General features: G+C 72.1%; 15 protein-coding genes. 9 read left to right on the top strand and 6 right to left on the bottom strand.

Going from position 1 to position 16,925, the window contains the following annotated elements:
* The gene (locus tag Ari01nite_RS29250; protein WP_203785417.1) at positions 1-1,263 is read left to right on the top strand and encodes a tetratricopeptide repeat protein; all 1,263 of its coding nucleotides are present in this window, start codon (positions 1-3) and stop codon (positions 1,261-1,263) included.
* Between the two features lie 4 nt (positions 1,264-1,267).
* Positions 1,268-1,948 carry a tetratricopeptide repeat protein gene (locus Ari01nite_RS29255; protein ID WP_239163119.1) on the top strand — a complete coding sequence of 227 codons (681 nt, stop codon included), beginning with the start codon at positions 1,268-1,270 and terminating at the stop codon, positions 1,946-1,948.
* Here Ari01nite_RS29255 and Ari01nite_RS29260 read toward each other — a convergent pair.
* Together Ari01nite_RS29260 and Ari01nite_RS29265 are read right to left on the bottom strand one after the other, a co-directional pair.
* Positions 1,945-3,144: a TolB-like translocation protein gene (locus Ari01nite_RS29260; RefSeq protein WP_203785419.1), complete on the bottom strand. Its 1,200-nt coding sequence runs from the start codon at positions 3,142-3,144 to the stop codon at positions 1,945-1,947. The two genes, Ari01nite_RS29255 and Ari01nite_RS29260, sit on opposite strands and share 4 nt — an antisense overlap.
* Complete coding sequence (locus Ari01nite_RS29265; RefSeq protein WP_203785420.1) at positions 3,141-3,665, bottom strand: SigE family RNA polymerase sigma factor; 525 nt, start codon at positions 3,663-3,665, stop codon at positions 3,141-3,143. The genes Ari01nite_RS29260 and Ari01nite_RS29265 overlap by 4 nt, the downstream gene beginning before the upstream one ends.
* Positions 3,666-3,923: 258 nt before the next feature.
* On the opposite strand from Ari01nite_RS29265, the gene Ari01nite_RS29270 reads away from it, so the two are divergent.
* Complete coding sequence (locus Ari01nite_RS29270) at positions 3,924-5,213, top strand: NAD(P)/FAD-dependent oxidoreductase (RefSeq protein ID WP_203785421.1); 1,290 nt, start codon at positions 3,924-3,926, stop codon at positions 5,211-5,213.
* An 80-nt stretch (positions 5,214-5,293) separates the two neighbouring features.
* Positions 5,294-6,019: a LamG-like jellyroll fold domain-containing protein gene (locus Ari01nite_RS29275; protein ID WP_203785422.1), complete on the top strand. Its 726-nt coding sequence runs from the start codon at positions 5,294-5,296 to the stop codon at positions 6,017-6,019.
* Positions 6,020-6,053: 34 nt separating this feature from the next.
* Here Ari01nite_RS29275 and Ari01nite_RS29280 read toward each other — a convergent pair whose 3' ends face one another.
* The gene (locus Ari01nite_RS29280; RefSeq protein ID WP_239163120.1) at positions 6,054-7,271 is read right to left on the bottom strand and encodes a glycoside hydrolase family 18 protein; all 1,218 of its coding nucleotides are present in this window, start codon (positions 7,269-7,271) and stop codon (positions 6,054-6,056) included.
* Between the two features lie 128 nt (positions 7,272-7,399).
* Here Ari01nite_RS29280 and Ari01nite_RS29285 point away from each other — a divergent pair, with 128 nt between their 5' ends.
* On the top strand, positions 7,400-9,478 hold the full coding sequence (locus Ari01nite_RS29285) for an alkaline phosphatase family protein (RefSeq protein WP_203785423.1): 2,079 nt from the start codon (positions 7,400-7,402) through the stop codon (positions 9,476-9,478).
* A gap of 7 nt (positions 9,479-9,485) precedes the next feature.
* The gene (locus Ari01nite_RS29290; protein WP_239163121.1) at positions 9,486-10,622 is read left to right on the top strand and encodes a hypothetical protein; all 1,137 of its coding nucleotides are present in this window, start codon (positions 9,486-9,488) and stop codon (positions 10,620-10,622) included.
* Here the strand turns inward: Ari01nite_RS29290 and Ari01nite_RS29295 are convergent.
* The 3 genes from Ari01nite_RS29295 to Ari01nite_RS29305 are packed head-to-tail and all read right to left on the bottom strand — an operon-like array spanning position 10,619 to position 13,610.
* Complete coding sequence (locus Ari01nite_RS29295) at positions 10,619-11,461, bottom strand: SDR family NAD(P)-dependent oxidoreductase (protein WP_203785424.1); 843 nt, start codon at positions 11,459-11,461, stop codon at positions 10,619-10,621. The genes Ari01nite_RS29290 and Ari01nite_RS29295 overlap by 4 nt on opposite strands.
* Positions 11,462-12,928 carry a flavin-containing monooxygenase gene (locus Ari01nite_RS29300; protein ID WP_203785425.1) on the bottom strand — a complete coding sequence of 489 codons (1,467 nt, stop codon included), beginning with the start codon at positions 12,926-12,928 and terminating at the stop codon, positions 11,462-11,464.
* Positions 12,929-12,935: 7 nt separating this feature from the next.
* Positions 12,936-13,610 (bottom strand): DedA family protein, encoded by a 675-nt coding sequence (locus Ari01nite_RS29305; RefSeq protein WP_203785426.1) that lies wholly within the window; start codon positions 13,608-13,610, stop codon positions 12,936-12,938.
* Positions 13,611-13,712: 102 nt separating this feature from the next.
* On the opposite strand from Ari01nite_RS29305, the gene Ari01nite_RS29310 reads away from it, so the two are divergent.
* The 3 genes from Ari01nite_RS29310 (at position 13,713) to Ari01nite_RS29320 (ending at position 16,849) form a co-directional block, all read left to right on the top strand.
* Positions 13,713-14,900 carry an MFS transporter gene (locus Ari01nite_RS29310; protein ID WP_203785427.1) on the top strand — a complete coding sequence of 396 codons (1,188 nt, stop codon included), beginning with the start codon at positions 13,713-13,715 and terminating at the stop codon, positions 14,898-14,900.
* Positions 14,901-14,954: 54 nt separating this feature from the next.
* Complete coding sequence (locus Ari01nite_RS29315) at positions 14,955-15,110, top strand: DUF6131 family protein (RefSeq protein ID WP_203785428.1); 156 nt, start codon at positions 14,955-14,957, stop codon at positions 15,108-15,110.
* Positions 15,111-15,304: 194 nt separating this feature from the next.
* A complete protein-coding gene (locus Ari01nite_RS29320; protein ID WP_239163122.1) occupies positions 15,305-16,849 on the top strand; it encodes a glycoside hydrolase domain-containing protein in 1,545 nt (514 codons plus the stop codon).
* Positions 16,850-16,925 lie beyond the last annotated feature (76 nt).

Here is a 16,925-nt window from a genome sequence, read left to right on the forward strand (position 1 = left end):
ATGACCGTCCCTGCCACGGCGGTGGCCCTCGCCGCCACGCAGTACCAGCGCGGCGATCCCGCGGCCGCGGCCGGCCTGCTCGGGCCGGTCATCGCGGCCGAACCGGACAACGTACGGGCCCTGGTGTTGATGACCCACGCCCAGCTCGCGCTGAAGCGGCCCGAGCTGGCCCATCGGGCCGCGCGGCAGGCGGTCACCGCCGAGCCCGACTCGGCCGAGGCGCTGGGGGCGCTGAGCCGGGCGTTCAGCGGGCTGGACCGGCACGACGAGGCGGTCGAGACGGCCCAGCGGGCCGCGCGGCTGGAACCGGAGAACGCGTTCCGGCACAACCGGGTGGCCTGGGCGCTGCTCGGCGACGGCCGGCGCGGGGTCGAGGCCGAGCGTGCCGCCCGGGTCGCGGTCCGGCTCGACCCGCAGGAGGCGGACTTCCGGATCACGTACGCGATGGTGATGAAGCAGCTGGACCACGGTGCCCGGGCCCGGCAGGCGCTGCACGACGCGCTGGCGCTGGAACCGGACAACGCGGTGGCCCGGCACGAGCTGGCCACGCTCGACGTGGTGCACCGCAACCCGTTCGCGCTCGGCCGGCTGGCCCGCGGCGCGAGCGGCCTGGCCGGCGCCCTGCGCGCCGACCCGCGGCAGCAGGCCAGCCGGGTGATGCTCGACGTGGCGCTGCGGCGGTTCCTGGTCTACACCACCCTGCTGCTGGCCGTGCTGGCGTACGTGGGCTGGCGGATGACCGAGATCTCGGTGAGCGGGGCGCGGCTGCTGGCCGGGGTGGCCGCGGCCGCACCGCTGGGCACCGCCGCCTACTTCGTGTGCCGGCTGGACCGCCCGCTGCGCGCGTACCTGCGTGGCCTGCTAGCCGAGGGCCGGCAGCGGATCGCCGCGATCGGCGCCGCCGTCTGCCTGGTGTTGCTGATCGGTGCCACGGTCGCGCCGGCCGGCTGGCTGGGACGGCTGCTCGGCTGCGCCGCGCTCGGTGCCTTCGCGGTCCGGCTGATCTCGATCTCGGCGGCCCGCACGAAGGCGCGCACCGACCGGGTCGACCTGGCGCTGTGGTGGGCGGTGATCCTCTGCATCGCGGCCGCGATCGTGCTGGAGGCCGGCGCCACCGAGACGCACTGGTATCTGTCGCTCGCTGCCCTGCTGCTGGTGGTTGTCGCCGTTGTGTGCCTGGTCGTCATCGTCCGGCGGCACCGCTCCCGGAGAGGTGGTTTCCGCGGAATCCGCTCCCGAAATGCCGTATTCGGTCGAAGATGACCGTGTGACCTCCGACCTCGAGCACCCCGCGTCGAGGCCGCAGCAGCAGACGGCGGTCTCGACTCCCACCGAGCTCGGCATCGCCCGTGCCTCTACCCTGTTCGACCAGCTCGAACTGGAGAAGGCGGTGAGCACGCTGGAACCGGTGCTGGCCTCCGATCCGGCGTCGGTGGAGGGCTGGAACCTGATGGCCCGGCTCCGGCTGGCGCTCGACCAGACCACGGCCGCGCTGGCGGCGGTGGACCGGGCCATCCAGCTGGCGCCGGACAACACCCGGTCGCTGGCCATCGCGAGCCGGGCGCTGAGCCTGCTCGGCCGGCACGACGAGGCGGTCACCATGGCATACCGGGCGGTGATCGCCGAACCGCAGAACCCGCTCTGGCACGACCGGGTGGCCTGGGCGCTGCTCGCCGCCGACCGGCAGTTCGCGGACGCCGAGCAGGCCGCGCGCACGGCGATCGGGCTGGACCCGAACGAGGCGCACTACTACTTCACGCACGGCGTGACGCTGGACGCGCTCGGCCACCTCGACCAGGCCCGGCAGGCGCTGCTCACCTCGCTGCGGATGGAACCGGAGAACCCGGTGGCCCAGCACCGGCTCGCAGTGCTCAACGGCGAGGTCGCCCCCGAGCCGGAGAAGAAGAAGCGCGGCTTCCGCCTGTTCGGCCGCAAGGACAACCGCTAACGCGTGTACGCGAGCAGGGCCAGCTCGCCGAGGGCGGCCGGCTCTGGCGCCTGCACCAGCAAGGTGGTGCCGTCGCTGGCGAACAGCGACAGCGTCCGCACCCCCTCGTGCAGCGAGCGCACCAGCAGGTTGCCGTCCGGGTCGAACACCGCGCCCACCACGCTCCCGGTCACCGGCAGCGCGATCACGTCGCCGGTGGCGGTGTCGACCACCGCGTCGGCCGTCCGGGAGCCGTCGTTGCCGCCGGTGGTCTGCAGCGGCACGGTGACCCGGCCGCCGGCGAAGTCCACGCTGGTGGGGCGGCACGCGGCCAGGCCGTCCGGGTTGTCCACCGGCTGCCGGTCGCCGAGCATCGGCACCGCGGACGCCGCCCCGTCGGCGCTCCCGACGACCTGCAGCGCGCAGTAGGCGGTGGCGAAGACCAGCTTGCTGCCGTCGCCGGACCAGCGGAAGTGCAGGCCGCCCTCGAGCCCGGCCGGCAGCGGGATCAGCGTGCCGGTTTCGATGTCGAGGATGGTCGGCGCGGACGTACCGACCAGCAGCTGGTCGCCCTGGGGTGACCAGGTCGGCGCCTGATTGGCGGAGGACACCCCGGTGGCCAGCCGGTCCGGTTCGCCGCCGCCGGTCCTGGCGACCAGCAGGTTGCCGTCCCGCGCGTATGCGATCCGGCGGCCGTCCGGCGAGACGCCGACCGCGGACGGGGCGCCGGACAGCACCGTGCTGGCCTCGCCGTCGGCCGGGAACAGCTTGACCACGTCCGGCCGGTCGCCGGTCTGCTCGTAGAACACGTGGCCGGGCAGGTCGGCGAGGGCGCGGGACTGCGGCACGGGGGTGCCCACGGCGAGCATGGGCTGGTTTTTCCGGCGCGCGGTGGCGGTGGCCGGCTTGGTCAGCAGGGGTGCCGCGGCCGGCGTGGTGGGCACCGGCGACGGCAAGACCGGCGTCGCCGGCTCGATCGGGGACGCGACCGGCGACCGAAGCGCCACCTGCACCTCCGGCGGCTCGCTCCGCGGCGCGTTGCGCCACAGCCCGCTGGCCAGCACGGCGAGCGCGACCAGCGCCGCGGCGGTGCCGACGGTGGCCTCGCGGCGGGCGATGCCGCGGGACCGGCGTACCGCGCCCGCGTACAGGTCGGCCGGCTGGGCCCGGTCGGCGAGGTCGTGCAGTGACTCGCGGAGCCGGTCGGGGGCGGTCACCGGCCCTGCTCCCGGGCCTCGGTGAGCACCCGGATGTCGGGCACCAGGGTGCGCAGCCGCTCCAGCGCCCGGCCGGTCTGGGTCTTGACCGTGCTGACCGAGACGCCGAGCAGCTGGGCGGCCTCGGCCTCGGTGCGGTCCTCGAAGAAGCGCAGCACGATCACGGCGCGCTGCTTGGCGCTCAGCCCGAGCAGGGCCCGGCGCAGGGTGAGTCGCTGCACCGCGGCCTCGGCCGGGTCGTGGCTGGCGGCGGCGTCCGGGTCGAGCTCGCCGGGCAGCACCTCGGCAACCCGCGGGCGGCGCCAGAACGAGACCTGTGCGTGATACATCACCTTGCGCGCGTACGCCTCTGCGTGCTCGGCGCGTTCCAGCCGGAGCCAGGCGCGGTGCGTGCGGGCCAGCGCTTCCTGGACGAGATCCTCGGCTAGGTGCTGATCTCCGGTCAAAAGGTACGCTGAGCGCAACAATGCGTGCGTCCGGGTGCGGACGAAATGCGCATAGTCGGCCTCTCGGGCGTCCATTTCCGGGTGTCCGATCGGGGAGTGGAAAGAAACGTGAGCGTACCTACGCGGCTCAACCACCGCGATCCCGCCCACGCTCCTCTCCTTCCGCCTGATCGCCCCAGCAATCCGTGAGGATCCGCCGGGCGATGCCTCCCCGTGTGGGCACCGGCCGACACATGGAAAGACGCGCATAAACGAATGCCCGGTCGACGTACGTTCGGCCGATTTCCCGACTCACCCGTTCGGGCAGGCGCAAATGTCGCTAACTTCGATGGCATGGCCCGTCCCCGGATCGTGATCGTCGGTGCTGGTTTCGCCGGATTCTCGGCGGCCCGCAAGCTCGCCCAGCTGTCCCGGGGCGGTGCCGATATCGTGCTGATCAACCCGACCGACTACTTCCTCTATCTGCCGCTGCTGCCCGAGGTGTCGGCCGGGCTGCTGGAGCCGCGCCGGGTCACCGTCTCGCTGCCGGCGGCGCTGCCCAGGGTGCGGCTGATCCTGGGCGAGGTGGACGACTTCGACCTGGACGGGCGCACGGTCAGCTTCCGCGACCCGGAGGGGCGGCCCGGCGCGATCGGCTACCACCGGCTGGTGATCGCGGTGGGCAGCGTCAACAAGCTGCTGCCGGTGCCCGGGGTCATCGAGCACGCGCACGGCTTCCGGGGCATCGCCGAGGCGCTCTACCTGCGCGACCACATCACCCGGCAGATCGAGATGGCCGGCACCGCCACCGACGCCGAGGAGCGGGCCGCGCGCTGCACGTTCGTGGTGGTCGGCGCGGGCTACACCGGCACCGAGGTGGCGGCTCAGGGCGTGCTCCAGACCGCGCAGCTGACCGGGCCCTGGCCGGAGTTGCACGGCCGGCCCCGCTGGCTGCTGCTCGATACGGCCGACCGGGTGCTGCCGTCGCTCGACCCGCGGCTGGCCACCACCTCGGCGGAGGTGTTGCGGGAGCGCGGCGTCGAGGTCCTGCTCAAGACCAGCGTGCAAGAGGCGACAATGGCGGGGGTACGCCTGTCGACCGGCGAGTTCGTGCCGACGCGTTCGCTGATCTGGTGTGTGGGGGTGCGTCCCGACCCGGTGGTGGCGTGCACCCGGCTGCCCATGATCGAGGGCCGGCTGGTGGTCGACGAGTTCCTGACGGTGCCCGGCTATCCGGACGTCTACGCGATCGGCGACGCGGCCGCGGTGCCCGACCTCACCCGGCCCGGCGAGATCACCGGGATGACCGCCCAGCACGCGGTCCGGCACGGCACCACCGCGGCCGGCAACATCGCGGCCTCGTACGGGCGGGGACGGCGTCGCGCGTACAAGCACCATGATCTGGGTTTTGTGGTTGATCTCGGCGGGCTGGACTCGGCGGCCAACCCGCTCGGCATCCCGCTCAAGGGGCTGGTGGCCAAGGCGGTGACCCGCGGCTACCACCTGCTCTCGATGCCGGGCAACCGGGTGCGGGTGGCCGGCGACTGGCTGCTCGACGCGGTGCTGGGCCGGCAGGGTGTCCAACTCGGACTGGTCCGGGGCGAGGCCGTGCCGCTGGACAGCGCCGACCCCGGGAAGGATTAGCCCGCTCGGCCGACGATGATCGTCCGGTTTGCGGGCCGGATGTCACTCGGGACATATGGTTCACAAGTAATAATTCGGGCATGCGATCACGTTGGCTCGGCATGCTGCTAGTCGCCGTCTCCACCGTTGCCGCTCCGAGCGCCGCCGGCGCCGTCATCCCGGAGCAGGGGACGGGAACCATCACGGCTCGGTACACGTTCAACGGGCGCTCCGGCGCGATCCTCGACGAATCCGGACACGGGCACAACCTCACCGTGGTGTCCGGGCATGGCGGCACGGTCCGCTCGGTCGTGCACGGCCAGGGTTCGGCGCTCGCCTTCCCGCCGCGCTGCGGTCAGCCGGTATGCCCGCACGTTGCGCTCCAGACACCCAGCTCGGCCGACCTCAACCCGGGCGTGCGCAACATCGCGTTCGGCGCCGACGTGCTGTTGCCGCCGGGCCAGACCAGCGCCGGGCAGAACGTCGTGCAGAAGGGCTACCGGGGCTCGAACAGCCAGTGGAAGCTGCAGATCGACGGGACGGCCGGCCGGCCCAGCTGCGTCCTGGTGGACCGGCGGCGCCCGGCGATCCGCATCGCCACCAGCGCGGTGAGCGTCGCCGACGGCCGCTGGCACGCGGTGCAGTGCCGCCGCGCCGGCAGCAGCCTCTCGGTGCTGGTGGACGGGGTGGTCCGCGGCCGCACCGCGGTGCCGGCCCGGCTCTCGGTCGCCAACGACCGGCCGATGAGCATCGGCGGCAAGGGCGCGTTCGCCGACAACGACCAGTTCAACGGCGCCCTCGACAACGTCTGGGTGCAGATCGGCTGAGCTCTGCGGCCGGAACGGGACCACGTTCTAAGCCTCAGGACGGGGACAGGCCGGTGGACACCGCGGTCAGCAGGTCGGCGGACGGGGTGTCGCCGGCGAGTTCCCAGACGAAGGCGCCGGCCAGCGACCTGCTGCGCGCGTACGCCATCTTGGTTTTGATCGTCTCGGGGGTGTCGTAGGACCACCACTGGTCGCCGCAGTGTGCGTAGGCGGTGCCGCCGATCGTGCCGGTGGGCGGGCAGCGTACGGCCAGGATTTTGTAGTCCTCCATGCCCTTTTCGAACCTGCCCTTCGCCGGCGCCTCGGCCCAGCCACCCGGGTCGGCCTCGCTCGCGCCGGACCAGCCGCGGCCGTAGAAACCGATGCCCAGCAGGAGTTTCCCGGCCGGGACGCCGAGGCGCAGCAGCTCGGTGACGGTGGCGGTGGTGGTGGCGGTGTCGCGCGGGATGCCCGGATACGCGGTGAGCGGCGAATGCGGTTCGGTGCGGTGCCGGGCCGCCGTGTCGCCGGTCCCGGCCGAACCGGTGCCGAAGTAGTCATAGGTCATGGCACTGAGCCAGTTCGCCTCGCGGGCCGCGGCCGGATAGTCGGCGGCGGCGAGTTTGCCCAGGTCGGCGGGGACCGCGGCGGTGATCAGCGCGGAGTCGCCGAACGCCGAGCGCAGCGCGCCCAGCACGCGGGCCAGCGCGTCCCGGCCGCTGGTGTCGCAGGCCATCCCGCAGGCGTTCGGGTACTCCCAGTCGACGTCGATCCCGTCGAAGACGCCGGACCAGCGGGGATCGCCGAGCAGCGCGTGGCAGGACGCGGCGAACCCGGCCGGGTCGCGGGCCGCCTCGGTGAAGCCCGCCGAACCGGTCCAGCCGCCGAACGACCAGATCACCCGCAGCTTCGGGTGCTTGGCCTTGAGCTTGCGCAGCTGGCCGAAGTTGCCGCGCAGCGGGTCGGTGGGCCGGTCGGCGACACCGTCCACACTGTCCGCGGCCGGCATCGGCTTGTCGTGGTCGGCCCAGGCGTCGGCGACCGTGCAGCGGCCGTCGGCGAGCCTGCCGAACGCGTAAACGAGATGGGTCAGGCGGGTCGCCTGGCCGGTGGTGTCAAGATCCTTCACCTGGAAGTCGCGGCCGTACACGCCCCAGTTGGTGAAATAGCCGACCACCTTCGGGTCGGGCGCCGGACGCGGCTGTGGCGAGGCGTCGCCGCACCCCGCAACGACGAGCGTGACGAGGGTGACGAGCAGAAGTCGCAGGCGCACCGGAGGCAACCTATCCGCCGCCGGGCCGCCGTGGCCGGGGTCTTCCCCCGAACGGGTGGGAGTTCCATACCGGGGTGATTCCCGGCACGCCCGGCCACCGTAAGCCCTGGCTGTGCGATTGTTTTGCGGTGGCCGTCAGTCCGCACGAACCCGCACCAGCCCCCAGCATCCGGGACTGGCGTGGCGAGCTGCGCGCGTTGCTGAGCCCGCGCCGGATCTGGAACCGCACCCGGGCCGTGCTGCGCAGCGCGCTGGTGACCTTCTTCGTGCTGACCACCACACTCTGGCTGATGCCCGGCGTGGCCAGGGCCGACATCGTGGACGTGCTGGGCCTGGTGCTGGTGGTCGCCGGGGTGGGCGCGGTGCTTCGGCCGCTGCTGCTGGTCGGCATCGTGGCGCTGGGCGGCTGGGGCGCCATGCTGCTCGGCGTGGTGGCCCAGGTCGTGGTGATCGTGGTGGCGCTGGAACTGGACCCGGCCAACCAGATCAGCGGGCTGCCGTCGCTCGTGCTCGCCGCCATCTTCGCGGTGATCTTCGCGGCCATCGTCGACTGGATGGTGGACAGCGGCACCGACGACACCTTCGTCAAGGAGGCCAAGCGCCTCATGCGGGGGGTGCGGCGGCGGCAGGCGCGGCAGGCCGGCGGCCCGATCCTGACCCTGCGCCGGCCCCGCCCGGGCACCGAGCCGGGCCTGCTCATGGTGCAGCTCGACGGGCTGTCCGAGCCGGTGCTGCGCTGGGCGGTGCGGGCCGGCAACCTGCCCACGCTCGGCCACTGGCTGCGCTCCGGCAGCCACACCATGCGCGGCTGGCACACCGGGCTACCGTCCACCACGCCCGCCTCGCAGGCCGGCATCATGCACGGCGCCAGCCGGCTGATCCCGGCCTTCCGCTGGTACGAGAAGGACGCCGGCAAGCTGATGGTGTCCAACCGGCCGCGCGACGCCGCCGTGATCGAGCCGCGGCTCAGCGACGGCCGGGGGCTGCTGCGCGACGGCGGGGTGAGCATCGGCAACGCGTTCAGCGGGGACGCGGCGGTGAGCCTGCTGACGGTCAGCCACGCCCGGCTGCCGGGCCGGTCGGCGCGCGGGTGGGCCGCGTTCATGGCCTCCCCGTACGGCTTCACCCGCGCCCTCGTGCTCGGCGTCGGCGAGGTCTTCACCGAGCTGCACCAGGCCCGCCTCCAGCGCCGGCGCAACCTGCTGCCCAGGGTGAGCCGCTCCGGCGCGTTCCTGGCCCTGCGCCCGGCGTCCATGCTGCTGCGCGACGTGAACGTGTCGCTGATGGCCGAGCAGATGGCCCGCGGCGCCCCGGCGATCTACTGCGACCTGGTCGACTACGACGAGGTGGCGCACCACGCCGGCCCGGCCCGGCCGGAATCGATGCGCCAGCTGGAAAGCCTCGACCGGATGCTCGGCGTGCTGGAGCGGCTGGCGCCCGAGGCCGCCCGGCGGTACCACCTCGTGGTGCTCTCCGACCACGGCCAGAGCCAGGGCGCCACGTTCCGGCAGCGCTACGGCGAAACCTTGAAAGACGTGGTGGACCGGCTGGCCGGCCCGGACGGCGCGGACGCCCCGCCCGGCCCGGCCGAGGCCTCGCCGGACGCCGACCTGCCGCAGCCGGTCGCGCCGCTGCTGGTGGTCTCGTCCGGCAACCTCTCGCTGCTCTACCTCACCCGGCACCGGCACCGGCTGGACCGCACCGAGATCGACGCGATCTATCCGCGGCTGATTCCCGGGCTGGCCATCCACCCGGGCATCGGCCTGGTGGTGGTGCGGGACGCCGGCGGGCCGGTGGCGATCGGCACGTCCGGCCGGCACCGGCTGCGCGACGGGGTGGTCGAGGGCGTCGACCCGCTGCTGCCGTACGGCCCGCACGCCCGCCACGACCTGCTGCGGCACCAGGAGTGCGAGCACGTCGGCGACCTGGTGCTGATCTCCTCGGTGGACCCGGTCACCGAGGAGGTGTCGGCCTTCGAGGAACTGGTCGGCTCGCACGGCGGCCTGGGCGGCTGGCAGACCGACGCGGTGCTGGTGCACCCGTCCCGGTGGCCGGTGAGCCAGCCGGAGCTGGACGGGCCGGACAGCATCCACCGGCAACTGGTCGAGTGGCTGGACATGCTCGGCCTGCGTACCCAGTCGGTGGCCGAGGACGAGATCGCAAGCATGGCGACGGCACCGAGACTTTCCCGCACGCACGACGGTTAAGCACTTCGTGCGTGAATTCCTCCGAGGGCGAGCCGTTGCGTTCGCCGTGGTCGTCCTGCTCCTGTCCGGCGTCGGCGGCGCAGCAACCGCGGTGGGATCCCGGGCCCGCTCGGTGGCGCCGACCTTCAACGGCGGGGTGTACGCGATCGCGCACCGGGGCCCGATCGTGTACGTCGGCGGCGCCTTCACCAGCGCCACCTCGGCCGGCAAGACGGTTCCCCGGTCCCGGCTCGCGGCGTTCGACGCCCGCTCCGGCGCGCTGCTGAGCTGGGCGCCGGAGGCCGACGCCACGGTCCGGGCGCTGGTCTCGGCCGGGGACAGCATTTATGCGGCCGGCGACTTCCACCGGGTGGGCGGCAAGAAGCGGGACTCGCTGGCCCGGCTCAGCCCGGTGAGCAACGCGGTCGGCTCGTTCCAGCACGACCTGGCCGGGACCGCGTACGCGTTGCACACCGCGCACGGGCGGCTCTACCTGGGCGGCAGCTTCACCGCGGTGGGCGGCGTGCCACGGCGCAACCTGGCGGCGTTCACGCTGGCCACCGGCAAGCTGGACACCCGCTGGCGGCCGTCCGCCGACGACACCGTGCACGCGCTCGCGGCCGGCGGCCGGCGGATCTATCTGGGCGGCGCGTTCCACAAAGTGGACGAGGTCCGCGGCACGCTGCGGCTGGCCGCGGTGGACGGGGTGAGCGGCGCGGTCGACCCGGCCTTCCTGCCGAAGGCACCGGCCGAGGTACGCGCCATCGCCGTCGAGGGGGCCAGCGTGTCGGTGGCCACCGCCGGCGTGGGCGGCCGGGCAATCTCGTACACCGACCGGGGCCTGGTGCGCTGGCAGCGGGTGTTCGACGGGGACGCGGCCGCGATCACCACGCTGGCCGGCATCACGTACGTGGGCGGCCACTTCGACGCGGCCTGCACGACCGCCCGCAACGGCGCGCACGGCGCCTGCTCGGACGGCTCCGAGCCGCGCCTCAAGCTGGCCGCGGTCACCCGGGCCGGCCAGTTGACCCCGTGGGCGCCGAGCGGCAACGGCGTGATCGGCGTCCGCGTCCTGGCCGTCAACCAGGCAACCGGCACGCTCCAGGCCGGCGGCGACTTCACCACGATCGACGGCAAGGACCGCCGCCGCTTCGCGATCTTTTAGGGATGGGGCAGGTCGCGGCGCTTGGCCAACTGCTGGGCCACCGACCACCAGCGGGTCGGGGTGATCCGGACCAGCCAGTCGGCCGCCTTGGCCTCCTTGGTGATCAGCAGCCTCGGCTTGCGGGCCTGCACGGCCGCGACGATCAGGCGGGCGGCCTCCTCGGCCGGCATGGTCAGCGCCGTCTCGGCGAACCGGCGGGCCTGGGTGGCCTGCTCGCCGGCCGGATCGTCGCCGCTGATCCGCGCGTTCACGGCAATGTTGGTCTTGATCCCGCCGGGGTGCACCACGGTGGCGCCGACCTCGCGCGAGGCCAGTTCGTTGCGCAGGGCGTCGGTGAAGCCGCGGACGGCGAACTTGCTGGTCACGTACGCGACCTGGCCGGGCGGCGCGATCAGCCCGAACATGCTGGACAGGTTGACGATGTGCGAGCCGGGGCGGGCCACCAGCTGCGGCAGGAAGGCCTTCGTCATCCGGATCACGGCGTGCAGATTGATCTCCAGCAACCAGTCGAAGTCGGCCATCGTGTTCTGCTCGAACGTGCCCATCAGCGTCACGCCGGCGTTGTTGATCAAAAGATCCGTGCCGCCGAAGCGGCTCGCGACCTCGGCGGCCAGGTCACGGCGGTCGCCACCGTCGGCCAGGTCGATCACGTACGTGGCGACGTCCGGCGCGCCGACCTCACGGGCCAGGGCGGCGACCTCGGCCAGGCCGTCCGCGTTCCGGTCGACCAGCACCAGGACCATCCGCCGCTTGGCCAGCTCGATAGCCAGCGCCGCGCCGATCCCGCCGGCCGCGCCGGTGAGCACGCAGGTGCGGTTGGCAAAGGCGAAACGTCGCATCTAGACCCGCTCCTTCACCCGGACGAACCGGACGTTGCCGTCGTCGATCCGGCCGAGCCGCATGGCCGGCAGGTCGGTCAGATAGTTGGTGCGCATCCGCCACGGACGGCGGGCGCCCTGCCGGGGCAGATGTGCGGCGGCCCGCTGGACATAACCGGAGGACAGCGCCATGAGCGGCTCGTCCACCTGCGGCATGCCGGGCGGCAGGACGGGCGTGGTGGCGTCGATGCCGTGCCGGTCCATGTAGTTGACCAGCCGGCAGACGTACCGCGCGGTGAGGTCGGCGCGCAGCGTCCAGGAGGCGTTGATGTACCCGACGCACCACGCCAGGTTGGGTACCCCGCTGAACATCATTCCCTTGTAGACGTTCAGCCGCCCGCTGTCCACCGGTTCGCCGTCCACGTCCACCGCGATCTCGCCGAGGGTCACCATGGCCAGCCCGGTGGCGGTCACGATGATGTCGGCCGGTATCTCGGTGTCGCGGCCGGCGGTCTCGGTGTCGCGGCCGGCGAGGCGTACCCCCGAACTGGTGAAGCGGGCGATGCTGCCGGTCACCACCGAGGCCCGGCCGGCCCGCAGGGCCGCGAAGAAGTCGCCGTCCGGCACCACGCAGAGGCGTTGATCCCAGGGCGCGTACGCGGGCGTGAAGTGCGGATCGACCGGGACGTCAGCGGGCAGTTGCCGGGCGACCCGGTCGCGCAGGAACCGCGCGACCCGATCGGGCCAGCGCCGGGAGACCCGGTAGAGCAGTGCGGTGGCCAGCACGTTGCGGCCGCGGATGAGGCGCGACCCGGCCCGACTGATCTCGGAGTCGGCCGGCGCGTCGCCGGAGGCCAGCGAGAGGAAATAGCTGGGCGAGCGCTGAAGCATGGTGACGTGCGCCGCGGTCTCCGCCATGGCCGGCACCAGCGTCACCGCGGTCGCCCCGCTGCCGATCACCACGACGCGTTTGTCCCGGTAGTCGAGGTCGTCGGGCCAGCGCTGCGGATGCACGACCGGTCCGGCGAACTCGTCGCGGCCCGGGAAGTCGACCTCGTACCCGGCTTCGTAGCGGTAGTAGCCGGTGCAGAGGTAGAGGAATGAGCAGGAGTACTCCTCGCCGTTCGCGGTGCGGACGGTCCAGGTCGCCGCCGCGCTGGACCAGTGCGCCGACACCACCCGCCGGCCGAAGCGGATCTGTTCGGTGATCCGGTAGTGGTCGGCCGTGTCCCGGATGTAGTCGAGGATGGTGTCGCCGTGCGCGATCGCCCGGGCCCGCCGCCACGGCCGGAACGGGAAGCCGAGCGTGAACATGTCGGAGTCGGAGCGCACCCCGGGATAGCGGAACAGATCCCAGGTGCCGCCGATCGCGTCCCGGCCCTCGAGGATCAGGTAGCTCTTCGACGGGCACTCGGTCTGCAGCCGGTATCCCGCGTCGATGCCGGCCAGGCCGGCACCGACCACCAGGACGTCAACCCGTTCGCTCATCCGGCCATTATCGGCCGGATGAGGCCTCCTCCAGTGGCTCGGGTGCGGCTCGCCGGGCGCGCCGGCGTTTGAGATGCCGGATGTGCAGCGTCACATAGGTGGCAACGGCGGCGATGCCGAGGCCGATGACCCACCAGCGGTACGGATGGACGGCCTCGATGATCTCGACCAGGCGGGTGCCGAGCAGGTACGCGACCGTGGTCCAGAAGCCGACCCAGAGCAGCGCGCCGATCGTGTTGAAGAGCAGGAAGCGGCGCCACCCCATACCGGTGATGCCGGCGATCACGCCGTTGAACTGGCGCAGGCCGTCGATGAAGCGGGCGATCACCACGATCCGCCCGCCGCGGCGGGCGAAGAACGCCTCGGCCCGCTCGAACCGTTCCGGGGTCAGGAAGACGTACTTGCCCCACCGGTGCACCGCCTTGCGTCCGCCGCGGACGCCGATCCAGTAGCCGACGTTGTCGCCCAGGACGGCCGCGACGAACGCGATGGCGGCCACCCCGAAGATGTTGAGCCGGCCCGCGCCGGCGTAGATGGCCGCGGCCACCATGATCGTCTGACCCGGAGCCGGCATGCCGAAGCTCTCCACGCCGATCATGGCGCCGACGGCGGTGTAGCCCCAGCGGTCCAGGATCGGTGCGACCCCGTGCAGGAATTCGGGTAGGTCGGGTGACGGTGGCATCGGCTTTACCGTATCCGGCCGAGCCTGGGTAAATCCTGGAGAGTATGTTCGGGACTTTATTTATGGGTAGCGAAATGGTCTGACCTCTGTGACAGTGGCGTGATGACCCAGCGCACCGGTCTCGCGCTCGCGGCCCTGGCCCTCGGCACGTTCGCCCTCGGCATGACCGAGTTCGTGATCACCGGCCTGCTGCCGGCGATCGCCGCGGACCTCGACGTGTCGATACCCACGGCCGGGTTGCTGATCTCGGGTTATGCGCTGAGCGTGGTGTTCGGCGGCCCGGTGATGACGGCCGCGGTGGCCCGCCGGTCCCGTAAGCCGGTGCTGATCGCGTTGCTCGCGTTCTTCGTGGCCGGCAACGTGATGTCGGCGCTCGCCGAGGCGTACCCGCTCATGATGACCGGCCGGATCGTGACGGCGCTCTGTCACGGCGCGTACATCGGGCTTGCCACGATCGTGGCCGGTGACCTGGTGCCGCCGGCCCGGCGCAGCAGCGCGATCGGCGCCATGCTCAGCGGCATCACCCTGGCCAGCGTCGCCGGTGTGCCGCTGGGCACCCTGCTGGGCCAGCAGCTGGGCTGGCGGGCCACGTTCTGGGCGATGGCGCTGCTCGGGCTGCTCGCCGCGGCGGCGACGGCCGCGTTCGTACCGGCCGGGCGGGCCGCCGAGGCGCTCGGCTCGGTCCGCCGGCAGTTGGTCGCGTTCCGCAATCCGGTGGTCTGGTTGTCGCTGGCCATGACCGCGCTGGCCTTCGGTGCGGTCTACGCGCCGCTCACCTACGTGGCGCCGCTGATGACCGAGGTGGCCGGCTTCGGTGCCGGTGCGCTGCCCTGGCTGCTCGCCCTGTTCGGGCTGGGGCTGGTGCTCGGCAACGTGCTCGGGGCCCGAGCCGCCGACCACCGTCTGATGGGGACGATCGTGACCGCCTCGATCGCCATGGTGGTGGTGCTGGTCGCGTTCGCCTGGACCGCACATGCCCGGGGCCCGGCGGCCGTGACGTTGTTCCTGCTCGGGGTGGTCGCGTACGCCACCGTGCCGGGCCTGACCACCCGGGTGATCACGGCGGCCGACGGCGACGCGCAGAACCTGCTCGCCTCGGCTGCCGCGGTGTCGGCGTTCAACCTCGGCAACGCGGCCGGCGCGTACCTCGGCGGCGTGGCGATCGTGGCCGGCTGGGGCTACGACGCCACCCCGCTGGTCGGCGCCGGGATGGAACTGGTCGCGCTCGGCCTCGCGTTCCTGCTGGTCCGGATCACCCGGCGGGAGGTAGTGATGATTGGCAATTCATGAGGCTGGGTATCAGTGCCGCAGCGGACATCCCACCGCTGATAAGGAGAGCTTCCCATGTTGATCGTCGGGCTGGTCCTGCTGCTGATCGGCATTTTCGCGAACATCTCGATCCTCACCACCATCGGCATCATTCTGCTGATCGTGGGCGCGGTGTTCTGGATCCTCGGTTCGGTCGGCCGACCGATCGGTGGACGAAAGTATTGGTATTGATCCTGCTCAATCTTTCCTCCTCGCCGCGCGGTGGCTTCGCCGAGCCACCGCGCGGCTCGCACTTTTGGACCGTTCGGCTGATGTATCCCGCCTGATCGATTGCTTGGCTCGGGGGTCGTTTCCCGCCGAGAAAGGCGATCATGGGGGCTCACTCCGCGCCGCGCCGCAAGCCCGTCGTCAAGACAGTGTTCAGCGTGGCGATCCTCGTCGCGTCGATGTTCACCCTGGCCCGGGCCACCGCCGGCGCCGCCACGGCGTACAGCACCGTCCAGCCGGGCACCTTCACCGGGTACGCGTTCGACGCCTGCACGGCGCCGCCCAGCGCGAGCATGGCGGCGTGGCGGGCGTCCTCGCCGTACCGCGGCATCGGCATCTACATCGGTGGCAACAACCGCGGCTGCACCCAGGCCAACCTCACCGCCGAGTGGGTGCAGGAGCAGGTCACGGCCGGCTGGAAACTGCTTCCGCTGTACGTGGGACCGCAGGCCACCTGCACCACGACCACCAAGAAGAACTACATCGACAACGCCAACGCCACCGCGCACGGCCGGGACACCGCCACCGACGCCGTGGCCCAGGCGGCCGCGCTCGGCCTGGCCAAGCAGAGCGTCCTGATCTACGACATGGAGGCGTACCGCACCAACGACGCCGCCTGCCGCCAGGGCGTGCTCGCGTTCATGAACGGCTGGACGTCCCGGCTGCACGACCTCGGCTACTTCTCCGGCTTCTACTCCAGTGTCAGTTCCGGAGTGGCCGACCAGGTCGCCAACTACAACGCCCCCGGGTACGCGCCACCGGACTACATGGACTTCGCCCGCTGGGACAACGTGGTGACGCTCGAGGACCCGGTGATCCCGGCCGGGTACTGGTCGCCGCACCGGCGGATGAAGCAATACCGCGGCCCGGCCAAGGAGACCTACGGCGGGGTCACCATCAATATCGACCTCAATTACGTCGACTTCGCCCCGCTGCCGGCCGCCAAACTGGCCGACTTCAGCGGCAACGGCTGGTCGGACGTGCTGGCCCGGTACCCGGGCAACGGGAACCTCTACCTGTACCCGGGCAACGGCTCGACCGTCGGTACCGGATCGGCCCGCCGCACGCTGAGCGGCGGCTGGAACTCGATGAACGCGATCGTCCGGATCGGCGACCTCAACAAGGACGGCAAGGAGGATGTCGTCGCCCGGCAGACCAACGGTGACCTGTGGTTCTATCCGGGCACCGGCACCGGGTTCGGCACCCGCAAGAAGCTGGCCACCGGCTGGGGCGGGCTCCGCGAGATCACCGCGGTCGGCGACCTCAACGGCGACGGCTACCCCGATCTGGCCGCGATCGAGTCCAGCACCAACAAGCTGTTCCTCTATCCCGGCAGGTCCGGCACCAAGCTGGGCACCCGCGGCCCGATCAGCGGCGGCTGGCGCACCTATCGCGAGCTGGCCGGGGTGGGCGACTTCAACCGCGACGGCCTGCCGGACATGGCGGCCCGCGACAACGCCGACGCCGGCCTGTACGTCTACCTGGGTCGCAAGGGCGGATTCCAGGGCCGCATCAAGGTCGGCTCGGGCTGGAACGGGATGCGCGACGTGCTCGGCGTCGGCGACTTCAACCGGGACGGCTTCACCGACCTGGCCGCGATCCGAGGCTCGGACAGCAGCCTGATGCTCTACCGCGGGACCGGATCGTCCCTCAAGGCCGGCGTCCGGCTGACGCCGCTGACCGGGTACGCCCCACTGGCCTAGAAACACATGTGGCCGGCCCGAACCGGGCCGGCCACAAGCTTGGGGTTCTCTCAGATGTCGCTGCTGGCCAGCTGCG

The organism is Paractinoplanes rishiriensis, from assembly GCF_016862375.1.
Taxonomy (GTDB): Bacteria; Actinomycetota; Actinomycetes; order Mycobacteriales; family Micromonosporaceae; genus Actinoplanes; species Actinoplanes rishiriensis.

Bases quoted from the DNA above. Each gene is read 5' to 3' on its own strand.
- Ari01nite_RS29250 (WP_203785417.1), top strand. From the start codon at position 1: ATGACCGTCCCTGCCACGGCGGTGGCCCTCGCCGCCACGCAGTACCAG.
- Ari01nite_RS29265 (WP_203785420.1), bottom strand. From the start codon at position 3,665: ATGGACGCCCGAGAGGCCGACTATGCGCATTTCGTCCGCACCCGGACG.
- Ari01nite_RS29270 (WP_203785421.1), top strand. From the start codon at position 3,924: ATGGCCCGTCCCCGGATCGTGATCGTCGGTGCTGGTTTCGCCGGATTC.
- Ari01nite_RS29275 (WP_203785422.1), top strand. From the start codon at position 5,294: ATGCGATCACGTTGGCTCGGCATGCTGCTAGTCGCCGTCTCCACCGTT.
- Ari01nite_RS29295 (WP_203785424.1), bottom strand. From the start codon at position 11,461: ATGCGACGTTTCGCCTTTGCCAACCGCACCTGCGTGCTCACCGGCGCG.
- Ari01nite_RS29300 (WP_203785425.1), bottom strand. From the start codon at position 12,928: ATGAGCGAACGGGTTGACGTCCTGGTGGTCGGTGCCGGCCTGGCCGGC.
- Ari01nite_RS29305 (WP_203785426.1), bottom strand. From the start codon at position 13,610: ATGCCACCGTCACCCGACCTACCCGAATTCCTGCACGGGGTCGCACCG.
- Ari01nite_RS29310 (WP_203785427.1), top strand. From the start codon at position 13,713: ATGACCCAGCGCACCGGTCTCGCGCTCGCGGCCCTGGCCCTCGGCACG.
- Ari01nite_RS29315 (WP_203785428.1), top strand. From the start codon at position 14,955: ATGTTGATCGTCGGGCTGGTCCTGCTGCTGATCGGCATTTTCGCGAAC.